At 59.5% G+C, this 25665-nt stretch carries 25 protein-coding genes; 20 read left to right on the forward strand and 5 right to left on the reverse strand.

The features are described 5' to 3' along the window. Window positions 1-21: 21 nt before the first annotated feature. Entirely contained in the window at window positions 22-906 is an 885-nt protein-coding gene (locus tag NG698_RS08845; RefSeq protein WP_252609287.1) for a LysR substrate-binding domain-containing protein, read from the forward strand. A gap of 132 nt (window positions 907-1038) precedes the next feature. Here the strand turns inward: NG698_RS08845 and NG698_RS08850 are convergent, their stop codons facing one another. Both NG698_RS08850 and NG698_RS08855 read right to left on the reverse strand, forming a co-directional pair. Next, window positions 1039-1299 (reverse strand): hypothetical protein, encoded by a 261-nt coding sequence (locus NG698_RS08850; RefSeq protein WP_252609289.1) that lies wholly within the window; start codon window positions 1297-1299, stop codon window positions 1039-1041. A gap of 605 nt (window positions 1300-1904) precedes the next feature. Next, a complete protein-coding gene (locus NG698_RS08855; protein ID WP_252609291.1) occupies window positions 1905-2744 on the reverse strand; it encodes a FadR/GntR family transcriptional regulator in 840 nt (279 codons plus the stop codon). A 127-nt stretch (window positions 2745-2871) separates the two neighbouring features. Here NG698_RS08855 and NG698_RS08860 point away from each other — a divergent pair, with 127 nt between their 5' ends. The 11 genes from NG698_RS08860 to NG698_RS08910 all read left to right on the forward strand — a co-directional run bounded on the left by NG698_RS08860 (window position 2872) and on the right by NG698_RS08910 (window position 14118). Further along, window positions 2872-3393 carry a flavin reductase family protein gene (locus NG698_RS08860; RefSeq protein WP_252609293.1) on the forward strand — a complete coding sequence of 174 codons (522 nt, stop codon included), beginning with the start codon at window positions 2872-2874 and terminating at the stop codon, window positions 3391-3393. 36 nt (window positions 3394-3429) lie between these two features. Beyond that, on the forward strand, window positions 3430-4638 hold the full coding sequence (locus tag NG698_RS08865) for an acyl-CoA dehydrogenase family protein (protein WP_252609295.1): 1209 nt from the start codon (window positions 3430-3432) through the stop codon (window positions 4636-4638). Window positions 4639-4675: 37 nt separating this feature from the next. After that, window positions 4676-5533, forward strand: coding sequence for a fumarylacetoacetate hydrolase family protein (locus NG698_RS08870; RefSeq protein WP_252609296.1), 858 nt, complete (start codon window positions 4676-4678; stop codon window positions 5531-5533). Window positions 5534-5632: 99 nt separating this feature from the next. Continuing rightward, window positions 5633-6580, forward strand: a complete 948-nt coding sequence (locus NG698_RS08875; protein ID WP_252609298.1) for a VOC family protein — start codon at window positions 5633-5635, stop codon at window positions 6578-6580. A gap of 11 nt (window positions 6581-6591) precedes the next feature. Beyond that, window positions 6592-6855, forward strand: coding sequence for a YciI family protein (locus NG698_RS08880; RefSeq protein ID WP_252609299.1), 264 nt, complete (start codon window positions 6592-6594; stop codon window positions 6853-6855). Window positions 6856-6886: 31 nt separating this feature from the next. After that, a complete protein-coding gene (locus NG698_RS08885) occupies window positions 6887-8233 on the forward strand; it encodes an MFS transporter (RefSeq protein ID WP_252609301.1) in 1347 nt (448 codons plus the stop codon). Continuing rightward, entirely contained in the window at window positions 8233-9354 is a 1122-nt protein-coding gene (locus NG698_RS08890) for an amidohydrolase family protein (protein WP_256470926.1), read from the forward strand. The genes NG698_RS08885 and NG698_RS08890 overlap by 1 nt, the downstream gene beginning before the upstream one ends. Then, entirely contained in the window at window positions 9351-10844 is a 1494-nt protein-coding gene (locus NG698_RS08895) for an aldehyde dehydrogenase family protein (protein ID WP_252609303.1), read from the forward strand. The genes NG698_RS08890 and NG698_RS08895 overlap by 4 nt, the downstream gene beginning before the upstream one ends. Before the next feature lie 131 nt (window positions 10845-10975). Next, window positions 10976-11773 (forward strand): SDR family NAD(P)-dependent oxidoreductase, encoded by a 798-nt coding sequence (locus tag NG698_RS08900; RefSeq protein WP_252609305.1) that lies wholly within the window; start codon window positions 10976-10978, stop codon window positions 11771-11773. A 602-nt stretch (window positions 11774-12375) separates the two neighbouring features. Further along, window positions 12376-13368 carry an amidohydrolase family protein gene (locus NG698_RS08905; RefSeq protein ID WP_252609307.1) on the forward strand — a complete coding sequence of 331 codons (993 nt, stop codon included), beginning with the start codon at window positions 12376-12378 and terminating at the stop codon, window positions 13366-13368. Window positions 13369-13605: 237 nt separating this feature from the next. Next, complete coding sequence (locus NG698_RS08910) at window positions 13606-14118, forward strand: MaoC/PaaZ C-terminal domain-containing protein (RefSeq protein WP_252609309.1); 513 nt, start codon at window positions 13606-13608, stop codon at window positions 14116-14118. A 44-nt stretch (window positions 14119-14162) separates the two neighbouring features. Here the strand turns inward: NG698_RS08910 and NG698_RS08915 are convergent, their stop codons facing one another. From NG698_RS08915 to NG698_RS08925, 3 genes are read right to left on the reverse strand one after another with little or no spacing between them, the layout of a single operon-like run. Then, window positions 14163-14882 (reverse strand): TetR/AcrR family transcriptional regulator, encoded by a 720-nt coding sequence (locus tag NG698_RS08915; protein WP_252609311.1) that lies wholly within the window; start codon window positions 14880-14882, stop codon window positions 14163-14165. A 13-nt stretch (window positions 14883-14895) separates the two neighbouring features. Beyond that, the gene (locus NG698_RS08920; protein ID WP_252609313.1) at window positions 14896-16578 is read right to left on the reverse strand and encodes an AMP-binding protein; all 1683 of its coding nucleotides are present in this window, start codon (window positions 16576-16578) and stop codon (window positions 14896-14898) included. 8 nt (window positions 16579-16586) lie between these two features. Continuing rightward, window positions 16587-18152, reverse strand: coding sequence for an FAD-dependent monooxygenase (locus NG698_RS08925; RefSeq protein WP_252609315.1), 1566 nt, complete (start codon window positions 18150-18152; stop codon window positions 16587-16589). 171 nt (window positions 18153-18323) lie between these two features. On the opposite strand from NG698_RS08925, the gene NG698_RS08930 reads away from it, so the two are divergent. From NG698_RS08930 to NG698_RS08965, 8 genes are all read left to right on the forward strand, one after another. Further along, window positions 18324-18917, forward strand: coding sequence for a VOC family protein (locus NG698_RS08930; protein WP_252609317.1), 594 nt, complete (start codon window positions 18324-18326; stop codon window positions 18915-18917). Then, a complete protein-coding gene (locus NG698_RS08935) occupies window positions 18914-19201 on the forward strand; it encodes a hypothetical protein (protein WP_252609319.1) in 288 nt (95 codons plus the stop codon). Before NG698_RS08930 ends, NG698_RS08935 begins: the two co-directional genes overlap by 4 nt. Then, complete coding sequence (locus NG698_RS08940; RefSeq protein ID WP_252609321.1) at window positions 19191-20447, forward strand: hypothetical protein; 1257 nt, start codon at window positions 19191-19193, stop codon at window positions 20445-20447. The genes NG698_RS08935 and NG698_RS08940 overlap by 11 nt, the downstream gene beginning before the upstream one ends. 760 nt (window positions 20448-21207) lie before the next feature. After that, complete coding sequence (locus NG698_RS08945; RefSeq protein WP_252609323.1) at window positions 21208-22206, forward strand: ABC transporter substrate-binding protein; 999 nt, start codon at window positions 21208-21210, stop codon at window positions 22204-22206. A 14-nt stretch (window positions 22207-22220) separates the two neighbouring features. Continuing rightward, complete coding sequence (locus NG698_RS08950) at window positions 22221-23090, forward strand: ABC transporter permease (protein WP_252609325.1); 870 nt, start codon at window positions 22221-22223, stop codon at window positions 23088-23090. Then, entirely contained in the window at window positions 23087-23854 is a 768-nt protein-coding gene (locus NG698_RS08955) for an ABC transporter permease (RefSeq protein WP_252609327.1), read from the forward strand. The genes NG698_RS08950 and NG698_RS08955 overlap by 4 nt, the downstream gene beginning before the upstream one ends. Further along, a complete protein-coding gene (locus NG698_RS08960) occupies window positions 23854-24666 on the forward strand; it encodes an ABC transporter ATP-binding protein (protein ID WP_252609329.1) in 813 nt (270 codons plus the stop codon). Before NG698_RS08955 ends, NG698_RS08960 begins: the two co-directional genes overlap by 1 nt. Further along, the gene (locus NG698_RS08965; protein WP_252609330.1) at window positions 24663-25628 is read left to right on the forward strand and encodes an amidohydrolase family protein; all 966 of its coding nucleotides are present in this window, start codon (window positions 24663-24665) and stop codon (window positions 25626-25628) included. The genes NG698_RS08960 and NG698_RS08965 overlap by 4 nt, the downstream gene beginning before the upstream one ends. Window positions 25629-25665: the final 37 nt, after the last annotated feature.

Here is a 25665-nt window from a genome sequence, read left to right on the forward strand (position 1 = left end):
ATTTCAACTGATGGGTCACGCATGGAACTACGGCATCTGAGGTACTTCGTCGCCGTCGCGGAAGAGCGGCACTTCGGCCGCGCCGCCGCGCGGCTCCATATCGTGCAGCCGACCCTGAGCATGCAGATCCAGAGCCTCGAACGCGAACTCGGCGGGCCGCTCTTCGTGCGCACGAGCCGCCGAGTCGATCTCACGGAAGCAGGAGAGGTCCTCCTCGTCGAGGCCCGACGGACGCTCGCTCAAGCGGAACGGTCAGTCACCGTGGTCCATCAATCTCTCAGCGGTCAGACCGGCACTGTGCGTGTTGGTTTCTCCGGAGTGGCCATGCTCAGCGGGAACCTCATCGGCACCCTCCGTCGACACCACAACATCTACCCGGACGTCGAAGTCACCGTCCAAGAACTGGCGCCCCTCCGACAGACGGAACTGATCGGCGAGGGCTCACTGGACGTCGGCTTTGGCCCACGGGGGAAGTTCGACCCGGACATCCATTGTCGAACCGAGAAGATCGCCCGAATCCGGCTCATCGCAGCCATCCCGGTCGAACACCCGTTGGCTGACCGCCCCGCCATCAGATACTCGGACCTGGATCAGGAACGTGTCATCGTGTACTCCCACGACGATGGTGAAGACCTGTCCCTGGAACACCTCCGCAGCCAAGGACAGGAACCGATCGTCGCGCACCGCGCTCCAACGACGCTCGGGGTCCTTGCCCTCGTCGCGGCCGGCCTCGGAATCGCTGTCGTCCCGGACGCAACAGAGCAGATCAGAATTCCTGAAATCACTTTCCGCCCTCTGGTCGACCCCGAGGTCTCGGTCGACCTACTACTCCTCAGTCGCTCGCCAGAAACATCAGGCGCGGTCAACGCCTTTCTAGCGATCGCCCGCGCGGGCATCCCGCTGTAGTAAAGGCTGCCAAGAAGACATCATGGAAGCATCCTCCTGACGTTATTCCGTGCGGCGTTCGTCGCCACTCAACGACCGGCGGTAAATCGCAGTCTCATTGGGACCCATGTTAAACGGGGTCCGGTGAGACGGTCAGAAGAGCTCTTCACCGCGAAGGACTCTTTCCAGATCTGTGCGGCTAAGGCTGGCCGCGTCCAGAATCCAGTTCGTGCCGTAGCCAGCTTCTCCTGAGGTGCGGACAGCGGCACCGAGATCGAGTGCAGCTCGCCGGCAAGCGTCCATTGCCTCGCGCAGTCTGGTCGCAGCTTCCTGCACAGGAAGCCTCACTTCATCGGGCGGCAAAATCAGGCGCGCAATCTCGTCATCAATGTTGAAACTCCAGTCTGCGTTCACTTTCTTCCCCAATATTGGGCGGTCAGAACAAGCACAGGATATGGGAGAACAAGGGGAGCGCCCGCTGGCCTGGCCCCTTTTGCACGACGTCTGCCATGCAGACTCGGAAGTGGCCGCAAAGGGTTCCCCGAGGGCGGGCTGCCCGACAGCATTCGCCGCTGGCGCTGCCTCCCCCGGCTAATTTTCTCCGTCGGCTCGTGGTCGCGGCCGGCGTTGTTTGGTTTCTGCCGCGCGGGCTTGGGTGACTTCATCGCGTAGCTGGGTGATTTGGCCCTTGTAGGTTTCGTGGAGGTCTTTGACCCGTTGCTCCCCGTGGCTGCGTTCACGTTCCACGTCGGCTCTGGCAGCATCTCGCTCGGCCGTCCAAAGCACGGGAGTAGAAGTAGCCCGGGCCGCGGCGATTCTCATCCTCGTCTTCGGGCAGCAGGCTGCAAACAACGCACGACTGACCTGTCGGGCTAGAACAGGTGGGCGCGTCGCGGTCTGCGCCAGCGATCAGGGCGCGGATGCGTTCTTCACGTCTCCAGCCGCGGGCCGTTTTAGTCCCCGGCGCCGGAGTCACCACCGGTCCCTGGCCAAAGCGGGCTTGGATCAAGCTCAGAGGCTTACGCTTGATCCGCACCGCCGGCGCTGCCGATGGACTCTCTTGTCTGCGCGGCGGGCTGCACACCAGTGTTGTGTTCGTGCATGATCTGCATCACTGCATCGCGGTCGTGGTCTTCCATTGCATTGGCCATTCGTTCGTACAGGGAGAATCGGGCGGCCAAGACTTCCTCCAGCGGCTGATCCGGGGATGCCGGCATGGTGACGGCGTGCCGCTCAAGAATCTCCAGCAAGGTCAGAAAGAAAGATCGCAGCACAACGTTGGGCGATATGTTGGAGATGGACGCTTGGAACCGCCAGTTACTGCGGAGAAACTCGGCAACGTCATTGTTGGCCATCGCCTGTTTCATCACTTCTACTTCTGCCCGCATGGCCAGGACGTCTGTGGCGGAAGAGTGCATCAGCGCATCCTCAAGGACCAGGGGGTCCAAGGCGTTGCGCATGCGTTGAGCGTCGGCGACGATACTTTCGCTGGTGTCGATTGCCATCATCTTGTTCCCCAGCTTAACCAAGGGAGCCTGCCGGGCAGCAAAGACGCCCCCGCCTGGACCTCGGCGCAGCGTGACCACGCCACGGCCCTGAGCTATCTGTAAGGCCTGGTTGAAGGTACCCTCAGAAACCCCGCATTTTCGTCGAAGTTCATTCTTGCTGCCAAGCCGCTCTTCGATTCCCGCTTTCTTAGCGAGCTCCTCGATGCGGTTCGCCGCCAGCACGGCCTTATTCGCGTAGCCATCGGAAATCTGCTCCGGAACAGGCTGAATCGCCTGCCACAGCGTCCGGCTGAGACCAGCGCCCTCGTCTGCGTCGGGGCGATGCTCGGAGCCTTCTTCATGCGGGTACATGACAATCATTCTACTTTGTTGATCTCTGTCGCGCCCGATGTCTTGACAGAGACGGGGGTCACACCCATAATCATTGTATTGAGTGTAATCATAATAATGATTTTATTGAATTCAAGGAGGGTAGCTCGTGATTGATGAGATGCAGTTCAAGAACCTGATGGCGTCGGTGCCAGCCCCGGTGACCGTGCTGACAACGGTGGACCTGGACGGGCCCGCCGGCGCAACGGTAAGCGCCTTCATGTCGCTGTCTTTGGAACCCCCTATGGTGGTGGCCTCCTTGGATAACCGATCCAGTCTGCTCGCCCGCATCCAAAGCACAGGCTTTTTCGGAGTCAACATCCTCGCCAACGGGCAGGCGGACACGGCACTGACTTTTGCCCGACGGGCCGAGGACCGTTTCTCGACCGTGTCCTGGAGCGTGGACCGCGGTCTACCCCGGCTCGACGGGGTATCCGGATGGATTGTTTGCGAACTGGCCGTAGCTGTTCCTGGCGGCGACCATTCCCTCCTGCTCGGCCATGTCAGGCATGCGGTCAATACCGACATTGCCCCGATGGTCTACAGCCACAGGCTCTTCGGTACAAACTCTGAACTCGTGCGGCGGAACCGAGGCAGCCTTGCTGATCAGCTCGCCGCCTTCGCGCGCTGAAACAAGTAGCAACCCCAAGAAGAAAGCGATTACCCCATGACAACGAGTCAAATCGACGCTACCGCCACCATTCCCGACGCTGCCGAGCTTGTCGCCCGCGTCCAGAAGCTCACGGCGCTGCTGAAGAAGAACGCCGCTGAAGGCGAGAACAACCGCCGGGTGGTTCAGGAGTCAATCGACGCATTGACTGATGCAGGTATGTTCAAGGTCGCAGTCCCCAAACGCTATGGCGGATACGCAGCCGACATGCGCACAATGCTGGACGTCTCGAAGGCCATTGGCGCTGCAGACGGCGGAACAGCCTGGGTCGTTACGCTCACCAACGTCTGTGCCTGGCTCACGGGCCTCTTTCCCGAACAGGCGCAGGACGAAGTGTTTGGAGCCGACCCGGAGGCTAAGGTCTCCGGCGTTCTCGCCCCTACGTCTACCGCGGAAAAGGTCGAGGGCGGTTACAGGGTCTCAGGCCGGTGGTACTACAACTCCGGATCGTGGCACGCTACGTGGGCTGTCCTTGGGGTGCCCCTACAGGACGAAAACGGCAACGTCGTGGACCAGGCCATCGCCCTGATCCCGACAAGCGAGATGACGCTTGAAGAAACTTGGTTTGTTGCTGGCATGAAGTCCAGCGGCAGCAACTGCCTCGTCGCCGAGAATGTGTTCGTTCCCGAACACAGAATCATGTCGGTCCCGCCTGCAGTAGAAGGTGACTACCCGTTCAGCGGGCCGGACATCGAACCGTTTTATCGCTCGGCTTTTGTTCCGGTGCTCGCCCTGGTCTTAATTGGCACGCAGCTCGGACTCGGCCAAGCCGCCCTGGACTTCGTCATCGAAAAGGCACCCAAGAAAGCCATCTCGTATACGTTCTTCGAAAAGCAGACCGACTCGGTCGCGTTTCAGCTGCAGATCGCAGAGGCCGCCCAGCTTTTGGACACCGCTAATCTCCACGCCTATCGCGCGGCGCAGGACATCGACGATGCCGCCGCACGCGGAGAGTACCTGGATTACACTGCCAGGGCACGCGTGCGGGCAGACACCGGATGGGTCGCCGACCATGTTACCAAGGCTATCGACCTGTTGCTCAGCGCCCACGGCGCCGGCTCCTTTGCCGAGACAAGCCCTATGCAGCGAATCTGGCGCGATTCCGCGACGGCTGCCCGCCACGCCATCGTCTCCCCCACCGTGAGCTACGAGGTCTACGGCAAAGCCCTTCTAGGGATCGAAGAAAAGATCACCCCCCTCGTCTGAAATCCTCAGCCTGAACATCGTTTCCTCTAGGAGCTACATGCGTATTGCCAATGTTGAGAACCGTGCTGTTGTGCTGGTCAGTGATGATCGGGGTGTTGATGTCCAGGAGGCCAGTGGTGGGCGGTTTGGTCCGGATCTTGCCGCCGTGTATTCGCGGTGGGAGGAGTTCCGGGCTTGGGCGGAATCCGTTGCCGATACCACCGGTGATGTGGTGGTGGAGCGGGCTCTCCTGGGGTCTCCTTCTCCGTTGCCGCGGCAGGTGTTCGCGATCGGTTTGAACTACAGCGACCATGCGAAGGAGTCCGGGTTCGCCCAGCCCGAGAGCCTTCCGCCTGTGTTTACGAAGTTCCCTACCTGCATTACCGGCCCTGACACGACGGTGGTGTTGCCCGAGGGCGGGAACACCGACTGGGAGGTCGAGCTTGTCGCAGTGATCGGCAAGGAAGCCAAGGACGTTTTGGCCGCGGATGCCTGGGATTATGTGGCCGGGCTCTCGATTGGTCAGGACATTTCCGAGCGGGTTTCCCAGCTCCGCGGGCCGGCACCACAGTTCGGGCTGGGCAAGTCCTTCCCCGGCTTCGGACCCGTCGGGCCCTGGCTGGTCACCCCCGATGAGTTCGCGAACCCGGACGATCTGGAACTGGGGTGCAGCCTGGACGGTGAAGAAGTCCAGAAGGGCCGCACCAGCGAACTGATTTTCTCCATCCCGGCCCTGATCGAAGGCCTGTCCCGGGTCGTAACCCTGCTCCCGGGTGACATCATCTTCACCGGCACCCCCGCCGGCGTGGGCGTGGGCCGAAGCCCGAAGCGGTTCATCAACCCCGGCGAAACCCTGGTTTCCCGCATCGAAGGCATCGGCGAAATGACTCAGACGTTCATCTCTGCCGGCAACTGACCGCTCCGGAGCTGCCCGGGCCACTCAAACCCGGGCAGCTCCCCGGCCCGCCTTCGAGGCAGGCATCAACAAAAACTACGGATACAAAGGAGTAACCCCATGTCATTGCATCGTCTGACCCGCGTAGTGATGGGTGTTCCGAACGTGGACGAAACGGCCGCGTACTACGAGGAGTTTGGCCTGGACCCGCTGGGCAACAACTCGTTCGGGACCCGCGACGGCGGCGAACAGCTCAAAATCGTCCACGCCCCCACCCGGCGCCTGGTCGAACTCGGTGTCGGCGCCGACAACGAGGACGACGTCGCCAAAGTCACCTCCCAAATGACCCGCCTCGGTGTTCCGATGAACCATAACGGCACCGAACTGCTCGCGACCGAACCCGTCTCCGGATTCACCGCCCGCATCCACGTCGCACCCCGCATCGCCCAGGACCCAACCCCCGCGACCCCCTACAACGGCCCCGGCCGGATCGACCGCTTCGGACGCGCCCCCGGGGTCGTACGCGACACCCGGATCAAGCCCCGCAAACTCGGCCACACCGTGATCGGCACCGTGAACCTGGAAGCGACCATGCGGTTCTTCACCGAAGGCATCGGCTTCAAAGTCAGCGACTACATCTCTGACAAAGGCGCGTTCATGCGCTGCTCCGTGGATCACCACAACGTCCTCGCCCTCGCCGCGCCCGTGAACTTCCTCCACCACACCTCCTGGCAGGTCGATGACATCGACGACATCGGACGCGGCGCGAAAGCCATGCTCGAAAACAACCCCGAACGCCACATCTGGGGCCTCGGACGCCACCACGCCGGCTCGAACTTCTTCTGGTACCTCAAAGACCCCGCCGGGAACTTCTCCGAGTACTACTCCGACATGGACTGCATCCCCGAAGACGAAATCTGGACCCCCGAAACCTTCGAAGGCGCCCAAGGACTCTTCAACTGGGGCCCACCCCCACCCCCCTCCTTCCTCGAACCCGACGACCTCGCCGCCCTCATGACCGGCACCCACGCCCCCAGCGCCCTGGGGATCCACTCACAACCCGTCTAAGGGATCCTGCCGTGTTTGTTGTTTCCATTACCTATACCGCAACCGCCGATCAGATCGCAGCCCACCGTCCGGAACACCTTGAATGGCTCAAGGCGGCATTTGCCGGAGGGCGCTTGGAATCAGCAGGTCCAAAATCGACCCGAGATGGCGGAATACTGCTCACCAGCCACCCAGACCGGCTTTCTCTGGACGCCGAATTGAACCAGGACCCCTACCGCATCCACAACATCGCAACCCACGAGGTGGTGGAGTTCGAAGCCACCATGATCCGCTGATACCCACCCGTACACCGATTAAGGAACCGCAATGACGCCGTTTCAAAGCTCTACCGTGCCGGAAAACAAACGCCGCACTGGCGCTGTCATCGCCCTGTGCGCGATGCTCGTCCTATTCGATGGCTACGACCTGATTCTCTACGGCAATGTCGTGCCCAGCCTTCGTGCCGAACCCGGCTGGAACCTCACGCCGCAGGACGCGGGCCGAATAGGCTCAGCTGTGCTTGTCGGCATGCTGGTAGGTGCGCTCTTGGCCGGTACGCTCGCAGACAGGCTCGGCCGACGCATAGTTATCGTCACTTCCATGATCTGGTTCTCGCTGTCGATGCTTGTCTGTGCCCTTGCTCCAAACCCGGCTGTCTTCGAATTGTCCCGTGCATTGGGAGGAATAGGTCTCGGCGCTTTGCTGCCGACGGTCATGGCCTACGTCATCGAGTTCGCCGCACCCAAGCGCCGATCCATGACAGTCTCGCTGGCTGCGTCCGGATACCTCGTGGGCGGCATTCTCGCCGGCGTCCTGGGCCTCATGCTCATTCAGAGCCACGGCTGGCGCTCGATGTTCTGGATCGGTGCACTACCAGTCCTGTTGACACCGCTGGTCATCAAATGGCTTCCTGAGTCCCCCGACTGGCTCAACCAGCGTGGCCGCACTGAGGAAGCGGAACGCATCGCCCACCGGTACGGCATCCCTCTAGATCCGCCCGCCGTCCGGGCTGTTTCAACGAACAGCCTTCAAACACTGTTCAGCCGCGAGTACCTTACCCGCACCCTTTCACTGTGGGGAATCGCGTTCTGCAGCCTATTGCTTTCCTACGGCATGGTTGCATGGCTCCCGTCGATCATGACTCAACTGGGCTACTCCCTACAGTCCGCTCTGCTGTTCTCAGTCATCCTTAACGTTGGCGCGGCTGCCGGCGGCTTTACCGCCTCCTGGTTTGCCGACAGGGGAAGTGGCCCAAAATACGTTGTGATGGTCCTTTTCATACTAGGCGGATTGGCAATCTTCGCCCTGGGCCTTGCCCTTGGGCAGGTCGCCATGTATTTGCTTGTGCTGGTCGCCGGCGCCGGAACCTTGGGCGCGCAGATGCTCGTGAATTCCCTAATCGGTTCCACCTACCCGACAGCGGCCCGAGCCACCGGCACGGGATGGGCCTTAGGAATCGGCAGAATCGGCGGTATCCTCGGTCCCATACTGGGCGGATTCCTGCTGGGCACGGGTTTGCCGCCGCAGACAAGCTTCTATGTCTTCGCGGTTGTCGCCGCACTCGGCACCATCCTGGTCCTGCCTATCGTCTACCGGGACCGCCGGGTACGCCAGGCCCGCGATGAGGAAACGACGCACGGAGACTTGGCTCCAGCACTGGCGAAGGACGTGTAATGACTAAGGACTCCATACAACCGCGCCGACCGGATGCGGGGACAATAGACACCCATGCGCACGTCCTTCCCCAGGTCATGGTCGATTATCTTGAACGTCAGGGCGGCCCGTCAGCCGTTGGCCTGCCGTCCGTACTTCCTTCCTGGAGCCTGGGATCGCACTTGGACTTCATGGACACGTGGAACATCACCAGTTCGGTGGTGTCGCTGACGTCCCCTGCCCTGAGCTTCGGTGACGTCAGCGACAGGAGAAAGGTCGCACAGGAAGTCAACGAATACTTTGCCGGTCAGCTCATCGGCGAACGACCAACACGGTTCGGCGCCTTCGCCGCCCTCCCGCTGCCGGACGTTCCCGGCGCCATAGCAGCCGCCACCTACGCACTTGACACCCTGGGGCTGGATGGAGTGGGCATGCTGACGAATTATTTCGGTAAGTACCTGGGCGAACCTGAATTCCGCCCGCTACTGGAGGTTCTCGATGCACGCGAAGCAGTGGTGTTCCTCCACCCGAACACCGTTGTCCCGGTCCCGGAGGTTGTGGGCCCGCCCGGGGGCTTCGGACAGTGGACCTTTGAGTACCCCTTTGACACCACCCGTGCGGTGGCGAGTCTTATCTACACCGGGACGCTCGACGCCTACCCGAACATACGCTGGATCCTCTGCCATGCCGGCGGCGCCGTCCCTTATCTTTCATTCCGGCTGGCGACTCTTCACGCGTTCGACCCGCGACTAAACGAAATCGCACCCGCCGGGCCGCTGTCGTACCTGAAGCGCTTCTATTTTGAAACGGCTCAGGCATTCGGGAAAGCTCCGCTCAGTGCGCTACGGGAGGTAGTGGAACCCGAGCAGATTCTGTTTGGTTCCGATTACTATCCAGTGGCAAAACTCTACTCGCCGGAGAACTCGGACTTGGTGTCCCTGCCGCGGGACGAGCTCCCACACGACGGAGACCCGGCCCCGCAACTCAAGTCCCTCTTCACCGCGGACCAACAAGATCTCATCCACCGTGAGAACGCGCTGGACCTTTTCCCCCGTCTCGCCGCTAGGCGAGGCGAGAACCCAAGCAGAGCCCTCGCCGGTGTCGCGCTCAGCACCGTGCCCCAAACCAGGAGGACCCCATGACTATCACCTCATCCAGCACGACCCCTACCCGGACCGAAACAAGGCACTATTCCCAGCTCATCGGGGGCGAATGGGTGCAAGCCCTCGACGGAGCCACGCTAGAAATCACCAATCCCTATGATGACTCGGTGTTCGCCACCGTCCCTGCCAGCACGCGAGCCGACACCGAACAGGCTGTCAGGGCAGCCTCGGCCGCGCAGAAGGAATGGGCCGAAATGCTTCCGGCCACCAAACAGCAGCTGTTCCTAAGGGCTGCAGACATCCTGGAAAGCCGAACAGCGGAAATTGTCAGGGCACTGGCCGAAGAAACCGGCTGCGGGGCCGGTTTTGCCCATTTCCAGATTTCCTGGTCAGCAAACTTGCTCCGGCAGGCAGCGGGGTGGGTCTACCAGCCCAACGGGGAGCTCCTTCGGACAGACAATTTCCATACCTTCGCTACGGCCGAACGGAAACCCCTTGGCGTCGTTGCAAGCTTCACCCCCTGGAACGGCGCACACGTTCTGGCCTGGCGCGCCGTTGTGGCACCACTAGCCACCGGGAACACCGTGGTCGTCAAACCTTCCGAGCTGGCCCCCGTAACGGCAGGACTTCTGATCGGTGAAATCCTCACTGAGGCAGGCTTTCCGAAAGGCACCGTCAACATCGTCACGCACTCTCCCGAAGCCGCGGCAGATGTGGCGGAGGAGTTCTACGAGAACCCGGCCGTGCGGTGCATCTACTTCACCGGATCCGCGAACACCGCCCGGATCATCGCACCGAAGGCGGCCGCGGCACTAAAACGGACAGTATTGGAACTCGGTGGCTATAACCAGATCATCGTCGCCGACGACGCAGATCTCGACCACGCGGCCAAGACCGTGGCGTTCAGTGCCTTCTTCCATCAAGGACAGATCTGCATGAACGCCCGACGCGTCCTCGTACACCGGACAGTCTGCGCGGAATTCACCGAAAAGTTAGTGCAATTGGCACAGCAATTCCCACAAGGAGACCCGAGTGACCCGATCACCGTCATCGGCCCACTCATCACCGACGGAGCCGTGCAAAAGACAGTCCAGGCCATAGAGGACGCCACCCGCGCAGGCGCCCGTGTACTCACAGGCGGCAAGGCCAACGGGCGCGTATTCGAACCGACCGTTCTCATTGATGTCCCGGCGAACGTCAGCCTGGCCAGCGAAGAAACGTTTGGACCTGTCATCGTCGTCCACCCCATCGACAGCGACGAAGAGGGCGTGGCAATGGTCAACGAGGGCTCATACGGCCTTTCCTTCTCCGTCATGACCGCCGACATCGGACGGGGCATCAACATCAGCCAACAGATTGACTCCGGCGCCGTGCACGTCAACGCCCCGACCATCAACGACGAACCACAATCGCCAAACGGCGGAGTCAAAGACAGCGGATGGGGCCGCTCCGGACTCAGCGGACTTGACGACTTCACGGAAATCCGATGGACAACCGTTGAGATGAAGAAACGGGAGCTACCTCTCTAAGCCCTGTAGATCTTCATCAGTCCATCGGGTCAACGGGCCGCAGGTCTCCCAACGGGCGCGTTCACTTACTGTCGCGCCGACGTAGGACGTGGTTCCTCGCGTCAACCCGAAATCATCAGCACCGCGACCACGTGAACAAACGCCAACAATTTCAAGAAAGTAAGGGTGTTTCCCCTATGTCACAAACCACATCAACAAGCCGGGTAGCGGTAGTCACCGGAGCGGCGCACGGTTTCGGCAGGGCAATAAGTGTCGGTCTGGCCGAGCGAGGCGTCGACCTGGTGCTCGTTGACCTTGTGGACGCTTCAGAAACCGCGTCGCTTGTCGAAGAGCAGGGTCAGCGGGCCTTGAAGATACAGGCGGACGTTACGAACGAGGGGGATATCGCGCGGGTCCGTAAGGAAATCGAAGTATCCTTTGGACGCTGCGACATCCTCATCAACAACGCCGGAGCCTATCCGTTCAAAGACTTTTTTGAACTCGATTACGAGTTCTGGCGCAAAATCCAGACGTTGAACCTCGACTCTCAGTTCCTCATGACCAAAGCTGTTGTCGATCTCATGATGAAGAATAGCTGGGGACGCATCGTCAACATCTCATCAAACTCGATAGGCCTCGCATTCCCTGGGCTCACCCATTACATGGCCTCCAAGATGGGGGTCATCGGCTTTACGCGAGGCCTTGCATCCGATCTGGGACCCCACGGAATTACAGTCAACGCGATCGGCCCGACGGCGACACCTAACGGTGGCACTTTCCAGCACGGCGTTGATGATGAAGTAGCCGAAGCTGCAAGCCAGATGCAAGCCATCAAACGTGTGGGGACGGCTCAGGACATCGTCGGAACCATTCAGTTCCTGGTCAGTGAGGATGCAGAGTTCCTCACTGGACAAACACTCATGGTCGACGGTGGCCTGGTCCGCCTCTGACCCTGCGTGTGGGTGCGAAGGCCCAACGAGGCATCGGCCTCCTGGGCCGTGCACGGCCCTCGAGGCCAGAGCCCCGCTCGAGATCACGGTCACGGACTGAAGGCGTAGCACATGCCAGTACCCTAGGAGCTGTTCACTTCGCCTTGGACGCTGGTGTCGACATCCTCACCCACGCCCCACTGGATAGCCCGCTCAGGGACGATGACATCAGACGGATGATTGAGGCAGGCACGCGCATCGTTCCGACACTCACCACGATGGAGGGCGCCGCACGGAACCTAGGCAATCTGAATCTCATACGACAACGCCCGCGCCAGCGTGGCGCTTATTGCTGGCACGGATGCTTTCCCACGGCAGCGGTATTCACCACGAACTTGAGCTCCTGGTGGAAGCAGGACTCACCCCAGCGGACGCTCCGCTGCGCCACCGGAGCATCTGACGTCTTTGACCTGCCCGCGTTGGGGGTCGATCGCTGAAGGATAGAGGCCCGACCTGTCACTCGTCGCGGGCGATCCCACGTCCGATATCACCGCCACCCGCCGGATCCAAGGCATCTGGATTCTTGGCCGACCCATCGATCGTAAGAAAACGGAGACCCCGTCTTGAAACTCATCACTCTCGAAGAGCATTACCTCGACCTCGCAGTCGTGAGGGCCAGTGCCGCCGCGTCCGCGCAGCTTAGTCCCCACTTTTCGGCCACCTACGACCCTAAACGGGGAGCGCCATATTCGCCCGCTGCCGACGTTCTCATTGACCTGGACGAGGGCCGTCTCGCGGACATGGACCGCAACGGGATCGACATGCAGGTGCTGTCGTGCCTCACGACCCAGCAGCTCCCCTCCGACGTCGCCGCAGAACTGGTTGCCAACACCAACGACACCCTCGCGGCCGCCGTGGCCCGACATCCCGACCGTTTTGCCGCTTTCGCCTCGCTCCCAACCTCAGATCCCGCAGCTGCGGCCACGGAGCTTAAACGTGCAGTCCAGGAGCTGGGCATGGTGGGGACTCTGATTCACGGCCGCACGGAGGGTGAGTTTCTTTCATCGCCGCAATTCGAGCCGATCCTTCAGACTGCGGCTGAACTCGAGGTGCCCCTCTACCTTCACCCAGGGATTCCTCCCCGCGCTACGACAGCGTCGAACTACGATGGATTCGACCCGTTTGTCAGCACCCGCCTGCAAACGACGGCTTGGGGTTGGCACCAGGAGACGGCCGTGCACTTCCTGCATCTCGTGCTTAGCGGTGTCTTTGATCGCTTCCCCAAATTCCAGGTGATTCTTGGCCACTGGGGGGAGATGGTCCCGTTTTTCCTTGAACGACTCGATGAATCGCTCCCCCAGAGCGTCACCGGCCTCGAACGCACCTTCGAGGAGTACATGAAGCAGAACGTCTACATCACTCCCAGTGGTATGTTCAACCAAGCTCAGCTTCAGTTCTGTGTCGAGACGGTGGGTGTGGACCGGATCATGTATGCAGTGGACTACCCTTTCATCGGCAACGGCGGAGCCGCAGCTTTTCTGGAGGCGGCCAAGCTCAGCGGCGCGGCAAGGGAAGCCATCGGGCACGGCAACGCAGAACGGCTTTTCGGCCTGTGACCCGTGCACGTCCTGCCACACAGGGCCGCGAAGAGCGAATCCGGGAAGCTGCCGATAACGTCGGAACGGATAGCAGGGGGAATGGTTGCTGCCTTAGGCACCCACATCGTGCTCAACGACGACATCGAGCGTTAGGTCAGGAGTGGGACCAGCTAGTGATTCACACTGACGTGAACCTTGCCCCCCCCGAGCTCGTTCAGTGAAATAATCGCCAGCGGAATCCGTACCCTCGCATGAGTGGCAGGGACAGAAGAGGTCATCGAAGACGTGAAGCGCGCACCCGGAGAGCTGATAACGGCTGAACTCATAAGAGTAGGGATGGTCGCTGACCTTGGAACTCACATCATGCTGCAGGACGATATCGTCAAGTTTGGCCAGGAGTGGGACCCGCTCGCTATTCACGTTGACGCGAACCTCGCCGCGCAAAGTTCATTCGGTGAGATAATCGCCAGCGGGATCCACACCCTCGCCGTTCTCCAGAGACTTTCGGTTCTAGGGCTTTTCCAGTACTGGGCAGTGCATGCTGGACGCCGGCTCGCGGACGTGAAGTTTCTTCGGCCCGTAAAGTCTGGCGAAGAACTCCGCGGGTTCGCCCGGGTGCTTGAAGTTAGCCTGAACCATCCCGACCGAGGCCTTGTAACCCTTGAAGGATGGTTCGAAGTTAAGGACGTAAAAGTTTTGGAAGTAATTTCCGAGACTTACGTATACAGAGGGCTCCGTCGCTCTAAAGCGACCTTTCAGAGCAGCTGAACAAGTCTGGCTGTGAGAAAACTACCGCTCTTCACCACCTGAAATCACTCATCCGTGAGGAGTCGATCCAGGTAATCGAGATCCTCACGCAGCTGAGCGAGCGCTGCCCGTCTCCCTGGGGCTTTGGGAAGCCGGTGATCTGGCCTAGCTAGCATGGCCACAGCCGTGTCGGACAGTGTGGTGACGATGTGTTCTGCGGGCTCCGCATGTTCGTCATGGGAGGGGCTGTACCACCACGCAACCCAGTTGCTCATCCCCAACACAGACAAGGCCGCCAGCCGCTCGTCGGTCTGCCGGAATTCTCCGGCGGTAACGCCTTCGACAATGATCGCCGTTAGCTCGGTAAGTACGGCCCGCCGGGCGGCACGGTGCTTTTTTCCGATATCGGGAGGCAACGCCGATTCAGTGCGATCCAGCATCCGGAATCGCTCGGGTGCGCTTGTCCTTTCCCGCACCAGCTGACTTGTCACTAACCGGAGCTTTTCGGACGGACTGATGTCAGCCCGGAGCCGTACTCTCTCTATGCGTTCCGCAGTGCTCAGACTGGTCTCGGCCACGAGTGTGGCAAGCACTTCCTCTTTACTGGAGAAGTAGTGATATAGAGCAGGGCGAGTAAGGTCCATGGCGTCGGCAATGTCCTGGAGCGCGGTTCCGGCGAAACCCTTTTCAGCGAAGAGTTTTGCGGCATTCTCAAGAATGCTGGTTCGGGTGGCCCCTCCCCGCAGGGTCGTTTTCGGGCGATCGACGTTCGGGGGATTTTCCATGGACCACATGGTACTAGTCGACGGAACCTGCAAAATTGGCTTTGGCCGCAAGCTGTTCACGAAGCTGCAACTTCTGGACCTTCCCAATGGTGGTCCGCGGAAGGCTCGGAACGATTTCCAGCCTTTCAGGCCACTTGAATTTCGCCACACCATTTTGGGCGAGAAAGGCGCAGAGATCACTCAAGGAAGGTGTGGTGGCTCCCTCCTGCAGGGCAACGAAGGCGCAGGCCTTTTCACCTAACCGCTCGTCAGGCATCGCAACGAGGGCTGCTTCCGCAACACTGTCGTGCCGGATCAGCAATGATTCAATCTCTTCCGCGTTGATCTTCTCACCGCCCCGGTTTATGAGGTCCTTAGTTCGACCGCAAATGACATAGGCGTCTTCATCCTTGATTCTGACCAGTGCCGCAAGGTCTCCGGTCCTGTAAAAACCATCTTGTGTAAACGCCACGGCATTGCGTTCTGGCTCTGCGAAGTAGCCCCTGATCGTGTACGGTCCACGCACGCAAAGCTCACCAGTTTCGCCATCGGCAACCTGGCGGTCATTGCCGGGCTCGAGCAGCCTAACCTCGTCCAAGGGGCTGATAGGAACCCCTACAGTTTCTGCTCTCAGATCGTCCGAGGAATTCAATGGTGTGAACAGGAAGAGTCCCTCGGTCATGCCAAAAGCCTGGCTGACATGCACGCCGCGTTGTTGCATTTCGTCGAATAGGGCTCTGTGGACCGGGGCCGCGGTTAGCACGCAGGTCTTGACGTCGGCGAAGGCCTCATCGAACAGCGGATGACTGAGGTAGTCGCGCATGACGCCAGGAGGGCTCATTAGCCAGGTTGCCCCTTCCTGAGCCATCAGTTTTAGCAGCACGTCCGATTTGGGAGTAGCCAGAAGCAACGCCGCACCCACCGAGTGGGCTGCGAACAAGGCGTTGGCTATTGCTGCGTTGTGGGCCAGGGGCAGGCCGAAGGCGAGCCGGTCCGAGGAGCCGAGATTCCACCACTTCGCAGTGGCTGCGCCGTTGTACCAGTATTCAGGATGCAGACGGGGAATAACTTTGGGCGTTCCGGTGGTGCCACCGGAGAGTTGGAATACTGCCGGCGCGTCGAGATTGGACGAGGCCTCGATTGCGTCAAGCCGCTCAAGGTCCGTCAGAGACAACGGTTGGTCTTCCAGGTCTTCGATCCGCACGCCGGGGCTCCCCTGGATCGCGCCCACAGTCAGCAGAATCTCCACGTGCGGAAGCTCCTCCCGGATTTCGCCCGCAAAGGTAATCATGTCAAAGTTCGGCATGTCTGCCTGCACGAGGTGCCCACGTGCACCCGTTTTTGCGGCAATCTGCCTGATTTCGTGCCCTCGGTGCAACGACAGTGTGCAGACAGGAATCAGTCCTGCGCGAAGTAGGCCGTACCATGCCGAGACCGCGTGGGCGGTGTTAGTAAGCTGCAGAATAACGGCATCACCCGGCTCTAACCCTGAGCGAAGCAAACCGGCAGCAACATTGTCAGCCCGACGGATGAGCTCACGATAGGTCCACCGCACATCGGGCGTTACCAAAGCCAGAGCCTCGGGGGCCTGTTCGGCGGTCCGCCGAAGAGACTGCGGAATCGTTTCCTCGCGCCAGAAACCATCTACCTGGTATCGGCGGACAAACTCGTCCGGGTACGGAATGACGTTGCCCGGAAACCGGGTTGATGCGTTCATAAGAAGTCCTAAGCGTCGTTGGCAGGAGTGAATCGGACGAGATCAATGCGTTGGGCGATAAGAGCATCAACGAGGTCTTCAGCCTGTTGCCGGAAGGCCTCGACGGCAACGGCGGCTCCGGATCGGAGTCGGATATGTTCCGCAAGGGCCACGCGGTCGAGAACGGCCTCACGTGCTCCCGCCCCGGTAAGGACAAGAATATCTGCACCTCCGGCGGCAAGCGAGACCGCGGCCTCGACGGCGAGACCTGCCTCCGCCCCCCAGGGATCATGAATGTCGGCTTGAAGGCTCGCAACCTTTAAGGGTGTGGAGTCATCCAAAATGCGGGAAGACAGCTGCTGGCCCGCAACGTTGATGGAACTGCTTAGGACGTCATCGACCAACTGCCTCGGCCTTGCAGAGGAGCCGGGCAGCCCCGCAGACAAGAGGGCAGAATCGAGCAGATCAGGATCAAGCTCAGCTAAGCGGGTGGCTGAAACCGCACCACCGCGGCTGAGATAGGCCGCCATCAGCAAGGGCGGAGCAAGATGGAGCCGTTCTTCCAGCGACTCCCACCACCATCGACTCCGATCGGCGAGATTCTGCAAGTATTCGGCACCTGGTCGTCGATTGGTCTCATACAGCCGCAGCGCCTGTCCCAGATCGTCATTGCCAGGGATATTAAGTGCTTCCACAAGTGCAACGGCGTCCTCCATCGCCATCTTGGTGCCCGAGCCGACCGAGTAATGGGCGGTATGGGCAGCATCTCCGATCAGGACGATATTGCCCGCGCTCCACCGGTCCGCAGTTACAGTACGGAAGTGCATCCATCGAGAACGGTTGCCGAGAAGCGTGGCGCCGCCAAGTATCTCGCCGAACACGTCTTGAAGGTAATCGATGCTCTTTTTGTCGGAATCCCCCAGCGGAGTGTCAGCTGTCCAAACGTCCATCCCAGCGAGCCGCCATGTAGCAAGGTCCGTCTCTACGCCAATAGTGCTGGCGTTGTTGCTGTACGGGTAGCAGTGGATATTGAAGAGGCCGGCGTCAGTGCGGGCCGGCGCGAAGAGGTTGGTTTCCAAACGCCGATCGCAACCCAGCCACATGAATACACCCCTTCCGGGTGTCACGTGTTCACCGAGCTCCTTGGCGAGCGAGGCCCTGGTAGCACTGGAAACACCGTCAGCAGCGATGACCAGGTCCGCCTCAGGAAAATCAGAGGCAACGGCTTCGTCACCTAGTCGAACCTCGACGCCAACTTCCCGCGCCTGGTCAAGCAGAGCTTTCAGGAGTGCTGAACGAGCGATGGTTATACCGCCCGCGTTCCCACCGCTTTGAACGGAATGGGACCCTATTCGCATTTCCTGCGGCGGCATATCGACACTTGCCTCGCGAAGCTTTTCGACGACGGATGCACTGGCGCCGGCAAGAATGTCCAAGGTTCGGCGGGTGAAGGCCACACCGAATCCAAAGGTCTCGTCGGGTACGGAACGCTCATGAACCACCACCCGGGTGAGATGCGAAGCGCGACGCAAGAGAATTGCTGCGAAGAGGCCGGCTGGCCCACCGCCGATGACGTGCACATTGCTGAGTTTCATGAGCAGAAGCCAACCAGAAAGTTACGCATACGTCAATAGTTTTACGCAGCGGTTGAGAGTCGACGCCTTCTGGCTTCACCCTGGAGCATTGGTATAAATAACGCTAACGAAAAGTTATTGACTCCAACGTAAGTTGGGCGTAATTTGGAAGCAGACGAAAGGAGTCATCCCATGACCTTGTCTCACAAAGTACGCGGAGTCGACCACGCTGCATTCCCCACGTACGACCCGAAGGCGACCATCCACTTCTACCGGGACGTGCTGGGTTTCCCCGTAGTGCACGCAACCTGTGCACTCGGATGGGGCCCCGAGCAGCACCCTGACTTCATCCACTTCTTCTTCGACATTGGTCAAGGGGACCGCCTGGCATTCTTCTACTACTTTGGAGTGGAGGCTTACCATGACGACAACGAGCCCGAGATTCTTCGACGCGCACGTCACCTCGCCATCCACGTCGATACAGAGGAAGACCTTGCCGAGTACCGGCGCCGGCTAGACGGAAGTGACTGGAAGTGCGAACTTCAGGTGCGCCACGAAACAGTGGAGTCCATATATGTCACAGACCCCAATGGATATTTGATTGAGATCACCCGACCGTTGCGGGCCATTACTGCAGAAGACGACATCGATGCGAATCTCAGCGCCGATGCCCTCATCGCGGTCGTGGAAGAGGACAAACCCAGCCTGGGCCGCTTCTTCCAGCTAAAGGCCGACCTCATCGCAGAGCGGTACGCGGACGAACCAGCCGAGGAGTCGTTTGTATGAGAACCACACTGTTCGTCCTTGACGTTGACGACTTTCGTCCTCTTGCCGAGGTTGCTGCCAAGGACCCTGATGTCACCGTGTATAAGCGCGGACCTTACTACGAAGTAAGCGCGGAACAAGCTATCGTCATCGATCGCAATGCCACAGGATGCCGTAACGCCGTGTGGTACAGCTCGGTAGCGGCGATCCGTGGTGGGCGAGTTGCGGTGTGGGACAAATACGTACTGCGAATCGAGCCCGCCACCGTCGCTGATCCAGATTTGAGGACGCTAGATGTCCAGTGAGCATGCAGTCGACCGATTGGGTGCCGGACGTGAGGTCAAGGGTATTGATCGGCCGGAAGGTGTCATCACTACGCTTCATCAGCTGAAGACATTCGATGGCGCAACCGTTTTTGGTGCCCTGCACAAGGTGGACGGCTCCCGAACCGTGGTGACCCTGATGCATCCCCGTCAGCAACTCGCCCATCACCCAATGATCGATTATTTCCTCCGCATGGGACTGTCGGTGTGGACGCAAGATACGCGGTCACCCAACAACGACATCAACCTCATCCACGAACAGGCAATTCTCGACGTGGCTGCCGGCCAGGTATTCCTGCGGGACTTGGGTTTTGACTCCCTGTTGACCTTTGGACATTCCGGTGGCGGAACACTCATGGCTTACTACATTGAACAGGCTGCGATGGAGCCGGCCGTCCGGCATGATATAACGCCGTCCGGCAGGCCCATTTCGCTAGCCGGCGCCTTGATGCCTGTCCCAGACGGCGCCCTTTTCCTCGCGCCTCATCCAGGGCAGGGCATCGTATTGTTGAATTGCATCGATCCCTCAGTGGCTGATGATGCTGACCCAATGTCGATCATTCCCGAACTGGACTTGTTTGATCCAGCGAACGGATTTGCCGCCCCGGGTACCTCGTCGTCGTATTCTGAGGATTTCCTTACCGAGTACCGCAAGGCCCAACTGCGCCGGATAAAGCACATCGACTCTGTTGCAAAGGAGCGAGCGGCCGAGGCGGCTGAGGCGCGAATCAAGTTCGCCGCTTCTGAGGACCCAAGGGATCGTAGGGCAGCGCTGGCCCCGCGTATCATCACGACCTATCGAACTGATGCCGACCCCCGCTACGTCGCGCTTCAGCTCGACCCCAACGACCGCCCGTATGGTTCCCTTTTCGGACGTCGGCCCGATCTGACGAACTATGGGTTGGTAGGATTTGGTCGCTTGACCACGCCCGAGGCGTGGTTGTCTACGTGGTCGGGGCTGAGTTCCAACGCAAAATTCGAACGCTGTGCAGCCGGCATACATATTCCTACCCTCTACATCGAGTTTTCCGGTGACCAGGCTGCTTACAGCCATGATGCCGACCGCATGTTCGGAGCAATCCCAGCCACCGACAAGACCCGGATGTCGGTTCGAGGCCAGCACTTTGGACAACCTTTATCAGCTGATGAGCCGACAGGGTACGAGGCTGCATCGGTGATATTCGAAAAATGGCTCGATGAACGATTCCATCTGGCCCGTTCAAACTGACCACATTCAGGGGCACGGTTATGACTACGGCGTCGTAACCGTGCCCCTTCCAGGTCAAGGCAAAAGAGAACCCCGCCGGGCCGCAGCATGTACCCTAGGGCCCCAAAGAAGAGGCACCGGCATAATTTGGCCTGTAGTTTGAGTGCCTCAGCCACCAATCCGGCCGGGAGCCCGGCTCTCATACTTTTCGTTTTTATACCTGCGGACACCCGGCGAATTTATACACCTGATGGCCCTCAAGCCCTCAGGCGATGACCGTGACCAGCTTTACGGACAACCTTTGAACTTTCCGATCGTACGGCTGCAATGACGCCCGTCATGGATTTATGGGAAGGACCCAAAGCCTGGCGCTGCTGCGGACCTAAAGGGAAACCCCTCCTAAGGGCTCGAGCAGAACGTCCCCGATAGGCGCGTCGCCGCCCTCTCGGGTCAGTTGTCAGGATGAGCTCTGGGGGTTTCAAAGCCGAATTGCGTGCCAGGATGCCTCCGCTCGTGTCTCCTCCAACCAACTGTCCAAGCTGTAGGGCAGCGCCGCTCAGCCCGGTCTCGCGGCTGCCAGTAGATGGCCGCTTAGCCCCTTTCCCTCCTTGGGATCACCAGTGTCCCCCGGCGTGTGGACTGAGGGCACGTTCGGAAACACCGATACCTACACAAGCGTAAAATTATCGACTTAACCGTTGACAACGTGATCCAGAGCACTCAGACTGGATTCAGATTTAACAGCAGCCATGTCGCGCTACTAGCCAGGAGAACTACTCAGATGTTGCTAACCACCAGGACCAAGTTGGTCACCATGATGCTTTTGGCAGTTACCGGCACCGTCGCCGGTTGTGGCGCAGAAGCCGGCACCGCAGAGCCCAATAATGAACGATCGGTAATCAAGGTTGTCCAGCCAAGTGCGGCCTCCGATAACCTGGCCTTCCTTCTGGGAGAGCAGAACGGTGTCTTTGAGAAAAAGGGCATCGATATCGAGTTCATATCCGCTCCTCAAGTTGGCGCCAACCAGGTAGCCTCACTCTTGAACGGGCAGTTGGATGTTGGGATTGGCTCAGTGACGAGCACTCTGTCAGCAGTCGGCAAGGGGCTTCAGGTTCAGGTAGTCAGCGGCGTGGCTGCGGACAACGAGGTAAATGGACGTACCCTTTACGAGGCCATCGCCAAGCCGGATACGACTATTTCCTCGTTCAAAGACCTTGAAGGAAAGACTGTCGCTCTCAATTCGCTGAAGAGCACCTGGCAGGCCGCGATGGATGAGGCCATCACCCTTGATGGCGGGGACCCGCAGAAGGTCAATTACGTCCAGCTGACATTCCCGAATCAGGTGACGGCCCTCAAAGAAGGCCATGTGGATGCTATTTTCACTACCCAACCGTTCGCCACCCAGCTCATCTCCACCGGTTTCAAACGGCTGGGTGATCCGCAGGCGCTGGCGATGAAGGACAAACAAAGTGTCGCGACGATAATGCAGATGTCGACTGCCTTTATCGAAAAGAACCCGGAAGCTGTCAAGAAGTTCGTAGCGGCCATGCAGGAGTCATCCGACTTCGCGAACGCCAACCCGGAAGCCATCAAGGACCTGGCGGTGAAGCAAGCCGGAGCCTCCGGTGAGACGGCTCAAGCCATCAAAGACTCGCCGTTCCCGCACTACACCAGCGAAATCACGGCACAGAATCTTGATTCCTGGGCTAGTCTGCTCGTGAAGTACGGCTACGAAAAGCAGGTCCCATCTTCCGATGACATCCTGTGGACTTCGAAGTAGGGAACGCGGCAACCATGACTACTACAGCCACGGCCCGAGAGGGAGGAAGAACGCAACCCGTAAAGTCAAAGAACAAGGAACACCCAGGTTCATCACGCAGGGCGGACAACCGCCAGCGCAGCATCCGCCGGGTGCTGATTCCCACTGGAACAACCCTCACCCTCCTGGTTCTTTGGGAAGTATTGACACGGTCCGGTGTTCTTCCCGCAGAGGTCTCCCAACCAACAACGATCTTCGCTTGGCTTTGGGGGCAGGTTGGCGAGCCATTCCTTTGGCAGAGCATTGGACACACTCTGCAACACGCGGCAGTAGGGCTGGTAATCGGCTCCGCTATCGGGATCGTTCTCGGTTTGGCGTTGGGCGAAATACTCATTCTGCGTCGCCTGCTCCAAGGAACACTGGAGTTCCTGCGGCCCGTGCCGGTTATCGTCTATCTGCCTCTCCTGATCTTGCTCTTTGGAGCAGTGGCCAAGACGGCCATCACACTGGTTGCTGTGGCCGTTGTATGGCCCATGCTTTACCAGACCATGTACGGGGTTCGGGCCGTAGATCCACAACTTATTGACGCAAGCAGAATGTTCGGCCTGACTGCCCGTCAGCGGATGAAGAGCATCACGCTCCCGACGATTGCCCCCTTTCTGGCAACGGGGCTACGAATCGCGATGTCCTTGGCTCTGGTCGTATCGGTGGCCATCGAACTGATTGCCGGAGTGCCGGGCCTCGGATGGACGCTCACTCAATATCAGACCGCCGGAAACTACCCCGCAGTGTATGGAGTGATTATGATCGCCGGCGCACTGAGCCTCATTCTCAACCAGTTGCTCGTCCGAGGCGAGCGACGGATGCTTCACTGGCATGTGTCCTACAGGGGTATAACAAAATGAACACCGTACTTCGATCACCGTTTCTCCCTCTTCTCGTGCCTATCGCCATCATCGCCACTTGGTGGTTCGCTTCGGCAGGCTCAACATCAGTCTTTTTCCCCAGCCTGCAGGACATCCTCATCGCATTCCAGGAAACGTGGCTGTTCGCCCACTTCTGGTCCGATATCGTGCCTAGCGTGGTCCGGCTAATAGCGGGTTACATCATTGCCTGTCTCGCCGGCATCGCTGTTGGACTGCTCCTCGGCCGGGTGCGGAGCCTGGATGCTGCGTTCCAACCGTCGGTCCAATTCGCCCGCGCGATTCCCGCAGTTGCATTGATCCCGGTTGCAATCCTGCTGTTCGGGATTGGCGACGTAGCGAAGATTGTTTTGATAGCGTTCTGCTGCTTCTTTCCTGTACTCCTCAACACAATAGACGGAGTCCGCAATGTAGAGTCCGGGCTCGAAGACGTCAGCCGCTCATTCAGGCTGACGCGGTGGCAACGAGCCGTTTCAGTGCAGTTACCATCGGCAATGCCGCAAATTTTCGCCGGAATGCAGACATCACTGGGTTTTGCATTCATTTTGGGGATCGTTACCGAGATGACTGGATCGGCCAACGGAATCGGATTCATTACACTCGAGGCCCAGCAATCCTTCACCATCGACACCATGTGGTCTGGAATGTTACTGCTAGGAATCCTCGGCTCCCTCCTCAACGCACTATTCGTGCTCATTGAGCACCGATCCCTCCGCTGGCACTACCAATCAAAGGCAGGACACTAATGCTTACCGTCAAGAACTTGAACAAGGTCTACTCGACAGGTGTGGAGGCCATTCGGGACGTTAGCTTCGATGTCCGGGAAAACGAAATTGTCTGTCTCGTGGGGCCTTCCGGCGCCGGCAAAACAACACTCTTGCGGTGCCTCAGCGGCCTACTCGACCGATCAGGCGGACTTGTTGCATTGGACGGACAGGCCGTCACAGAACCCCCACTGCGAATGGCGGCAGTTTTTCAGGACTACAGCCGGTCACTAATGCCCTGGTACACGGTCGAGCGCAACGTTGCCCTTCCCCTGAAGAACAAGTTCCCGTCCCCTGCTGATCGACGCGATAGAGTCAACGCTGCCCTGTCCGCCGTCGGGTTGGACGGCTTCGGTTCAAGTTATCCCTGGCAACTCTCGGGCGGTATGCAGCAACGCGTTGCCATCGCCAGAGCCATCGCGTACGAGCCTGAAGTTCTTGTTATGGATGAGCCCTTCGCCTCCGTCGACGCGCAGACCCGCGCAGACCTTGAAGACTTGGTTCTTAGCGTGCAGGCGAAGACCGGAACTTCCGTGCTCCTCGTCACCCACGACATCGACGAGGCCGTGTACCTCGCGGACCGCGTGGTCATTCTGTCGTCACGGCCCAGCCGGGTCCTCGACATCGTTGACGTTGATCTACCCCGGCCGCGGGACCAGATTGAAACCAAAAGCCTTCCTCGCTTCGCCGAATACAGGTCCCACGTACTCAGGCTCGTGCGCGGTCTGGGCGAGGCCCAAGACTTTTCCGCAGCCACACTTATCCATAACGAGGAAAAGACCCGAAGCGTATGACCGGAAAAGTAGACGTTCATCATCACTTCCGCCCCTCGGAAACCTATGCAGCACGGGCTGGGTGGAGCCTTGACCGTGGACTAGAAGAGATGGACGAGAACGGCATCGACCTTGCAATCGGTTATGCCGGCCCGGTTGCTGCCAGCGACGGCCGTGCCGGCGGCGGCGCAAGTCAAGCCAGGAGAATCAACGAGTTCAGCGCCGAAATTGTGAGAAAGCACCCTGGACGGTTCGGAATGTTCGCATCACTGCCGATGCTCGACCCAGAGGCATCCTTGCAAGAAATAGCATATGCAGCCGACGAGCTCGGGGCAGACGGATTTGGTGTCTCTACCAGTTACGGCAACGCCTGGTTAGGTGACACGAGGTTCACTCCAGTTCTGGAGGAGCTGAACCGGCGCGGAAGCATTCTTTACGTGCACCCCGTCGACTCAGGATGCGCAACCCACGGGTACGAATCAGGCACCATCACCGGCCCTTGGTTGGAATGGCCTACCAACACCGCCCGAACCATTCTCAGCCTTATGGTCAATCACGTTATCCGGGATCTACCTGACATCCGTTTCGTGTTCTGTCATGCCGGCGGGGTGATGCCCATGGTCGTAAACCGGATTGCTGGTTTCACGGGATGGCCTGTAATCGGACCGGAGCGCCTAAAGGAAATCATCCCTGACGGCATCGGATCTCAATTCGCCCGACTGTACTTCGACATGGCACAGGCTCTTGCCCCGGAGACTTTCCAGATACTGCAGGAACTGGTGCCCACGTCACACCTGATGTTCGGCACGGACTGGGACAACTTCCCCATGAGCCACAGCGTAGAACGTCTGGAAGCACTACACCTCGACCCCGAGTCCTACGAGGCCGTCGCAGGCGGAAATGCACGCCTCCTTTTTGGGCGGCACAGCTTAGCCGCAATGCCAGTGCCACCACATGAACAGGACCGACAAGATGTCGTGTGAAATCGGACATCATGGGTCCGTTCGTAATCGCGATGGG

It is taken from the genome of Pseudarthrobacter raffinosi, from assembly GCF_023913735.1.
GTDB classification, from domain to species: domain Bacteria; phylum Actinomycetota; class Actinomycetes; order Actinomycetales; family Micrococcaceae; genus Arthrobacter; species Arthrobacter raffinosi.